Below are 3,012 nucleotides of genomic sequence, written 5' to 3' on the forward strand. Positions count from 1 at the left end.
CTTCAGGTTCTTCACTGAAGTCCGCTCGACCTGGGACGACTCCATGAAGAACAGAAAGCCGTAGAGCGCATTGTCGACCAGGTAGGCCTGGATCTCGCGGTAGAGACCCTTTCTCACCGATTGATCGGTCTGCCGGGCGGCATTGTCGATCATGTCGAACAGCTTCTCGTCGCTCACGCCGGTCCGCTGAATGCGCGCGCGCCGTCCGAAGATCCGTCCGAACGTCTGGGCCGGGTCGATGCCCGGGACCGTGAAGCGGCCGATGCCGAACATGTGGTTCTTGGCGCGCAAGCTGGCCTGCATCGACTGGCGGTCGACGGTCTTGATCGTGAGATTGATGCCGGCCTCCTTCAGTTGCGCCTGCATGAGTTGGGCGACCGTCGAATCGGGCTCACGCTTGATGATGTCCAGTCGCGCGTCAAGGCCACTCCCGTGCCCGGCCTCGGCCAGCAGCTTCTTCGCCCGCGCGGGATCATGGCCGTACTTTTCCAGAGTGGCGTCAAACACCCAGTTCTGGTTGGGGATCAGGGTCGGGGTGACCTGCCCTCGGCCGAGGGTGATGACCTTCATCATTGTTTGACGATCGAGGCCGAACAGGACCGCCTGTCTCAGCCGGATGTCGTCGAACGGCGGCTTGGAAATGTTGAACGCGAACATGACGTGCCGGCCATTGCCGGTGCGCACGAGCCGGAGGTTGGCATCGCCGCTCACCGTCTTCAGATCCCGGGCCGAGACCGTGTCGATGACCTGGACGTTGCCGGACTTGACTTCGATGACCTTCACCGCGCTCTTCTTGATGAACCGGACGATGACGCTGTCGAGATAGGGCAACGGTTTTCCGTCGGCGCCGTTCCGCCAGTAATTCGGGTTGCGTTCGAGGACGATCCTGGAGCCCGATTGCCAACTGGCGAACTTGAAGGGGCCGGTCCCGGACGGGTTCCTGCCATAATCCTGCCCGTGCTTCTCGATGGCGGCGGGCGACGCAATCAGGCCGGCGAAGGCGATGGCCGGTAGCGCGGCCGAACTCGGCGCCTTGAGATTGATCCGCAATTCGTAGGGACCGCGCACTTCCACCCCCGTGATCGCCGACAAGTCGGAGGCCCGCGGCGCGTTCAGTTCCTTCGAGAGCGCGCGACGGAAAGTCACCGCCGCGGCTTCCGCGTTGAACGCCGTGCCGTCATGGAACTTCACGCCTTGCCGCAATGTGAAGTCGATGGATTTCTTGTCTTCGGTAAACTTCCAACTCGTCGCCAGCCCGGGTCCGACTTCGCCGCTCCCGGTGATGTCCAGGAGCGACTCATAGATCTGCCGCCAGACGTAGTGGTCCAGATTGCCCCCGTCACCGAACAACGGGTCAAGGGATTTCGGCTCCAGTACGGTTGCGCCGACAATCGTTCCGCCTCGTACCGGCTTGTCCTGGGCAAAGGCCGGGTATGCCGCGGCGACGGATACGAACATCCCGATGGCGAGCAGCACGGACAGGTTACGCGCGCGTCGCGTTCCCCGGTTTGCAATATTCATAGTCAACCTTTCCGACCTGTGGTTGTGAGTCGTGTGGGTCCTTAATGTGAAAGGAGCGCGACGTTAACAAAATAGGCGGGCGCGTGTCAAATTTGCGAGGAGCCGAAGGCCCACCACGAGCGCCCCGGATCGGTGTCCAGTCGGGGTGCGATCATTACCCGCCGCACCCTACAAATACCCCGCTTCCCGATAGTACCGCTCCGCACCCGGATGCAGCGGTATGCACATCGGCCCCTCTTCCGTGTCCCGGCAAATCCGGCTCATGTCGAACCGGTCGCCGTCCACCGGCATGGTGTCCTTCCTGGCCTCGATGGCCTTGACCACGGCGTAGGCGAGTTCGTCGGGAAAGTTCGCCCGACAGAAGAGCGGCCAGCCGCCGAACTCCAGGGCGGGGACGTCCGCGTCCAGCGCCGGGAACGCGGACTTGGGAATCGTCGATCTACGAAAACCCAGTTGCGCCATTTCGGCGAACACCGACGGCTGCAACGGCAGCAGGACCATGTCCCGGGCCAGGGCGTCGGCGGTCCAGCCGGTGATGCCCTCGTCGAACACGGCGTCATAGGCGCCTTGCTCGATGCCCTCCATGCGCCGCGGGTGCGAGGGGACCGGTACTTGGTCCACCGTGCCGCCCCATTGCTCCACATCCTCGAGGCTCCAGCCGCAAAGACTCAGGATCCGCCGGATCGTGAACTCCGTGGTTCCTTCAGGGCCTTGTCCCCGGGTGGACAGCCTGAGCGGAAGTTTCTTCTCGCCGATTTCTTCGAGGGAGCGCACGCCGAGGTCTCTCCGGACCGCGAAGGCGATCTTGTCCCAGGAGGGGAAGACCGCGAGATTGCGGATGTCGATCTTCTCCGAATAGGGAGCCAACCCGTTCAGGGCCATATAGGAGACCGGCGAAGGGTTGAGGAAAGCCAGGTCCACCTCCCCGGCGGCCAGCAGCCTGGGCGCCTCGAACCCGCCGAGCCGGCTGTTGCCGACGCCGTACGAGACGATGATCTCCGAGCCGTCTGGCAGGTTCCTCTCCGCGAGCCCCAAGGCGATCTCGAACGCCTCCCCGGCGCGTATGTTCATGGTCACGGCGATTCGGATTGTCGTTGCCATCGAGTTTCCCCTCAGGTGTGCCGCAGCCCCGCCAGGCCGCCGCCTCCGGTGAGCAGACGCACCAGCACGTTGGCGCCGACGATGATCATCACCAGGAAGAGGGTCACGGCGCCGGAGTGCTGGGTCATATCCTGTTCGTTGTAGTTGAAGATCACTCCGGTGAGCACCATGTTGGCCGGCGACAGCAGCAGAATGATCAGGGACAGTTCGCGGGTGGCGGTGATGAAGGTCAGCAGCATGCCGGCGGTTACGCCGCTTGACGACATGGGGATGATGATCTTGGCCATGCGCCGGAACCAGCCGATCCCCTGGACTCTTGCGGTTTCCTCCAGGGACTTGTCGATTTGCAGTATGGCGGCGATGCCGGTGCGCGAGGTGAACGGCAGGTTC

The 3,012-nt window shown here is 63.2% G+C and carries 3 protein-coding genes; all 3 read right to left on the bottom strand.

What is annotated here, in order from left to right; genetic code table 11:
- Positions 1 to 1,521: ABC transporter substrate-binding protein (locus OXF11_20160; protein ID MCY4489415.1), on the bottom strand; the 1,521-nt coding region annotated here is incomplete at its 3' end.
- A gap of 168 nt (positions 1,522 to 1,689) precedes the next feature.
- Entirely contained in the window at positions 1,690 to 2,622 is a 933-nt protein-coding gene (locus tag OXF11_20165) for a hypothetical protein (GenBank protein MCY4489416.1), read from the bottom strand.
- Between the two features lie 11 nt (positions 2,623 to 2,633).
- On the bottom strand, positions 2,634 to 3,012 hold a 379-nt coding region (locus tag OXF11_20170; GenBank protein ID MCY4489417.1), incomplete at its 5' end, for an ABC transporter permease subunit.

This window comes from Deltaproteobacteria bacterium (genome assembly GCA_026712905.1).
GTDB lineage: Bacteria > Desulfobacterota > Binatia > UBA9968 > JAJDTQ01 > JAJDTQ01.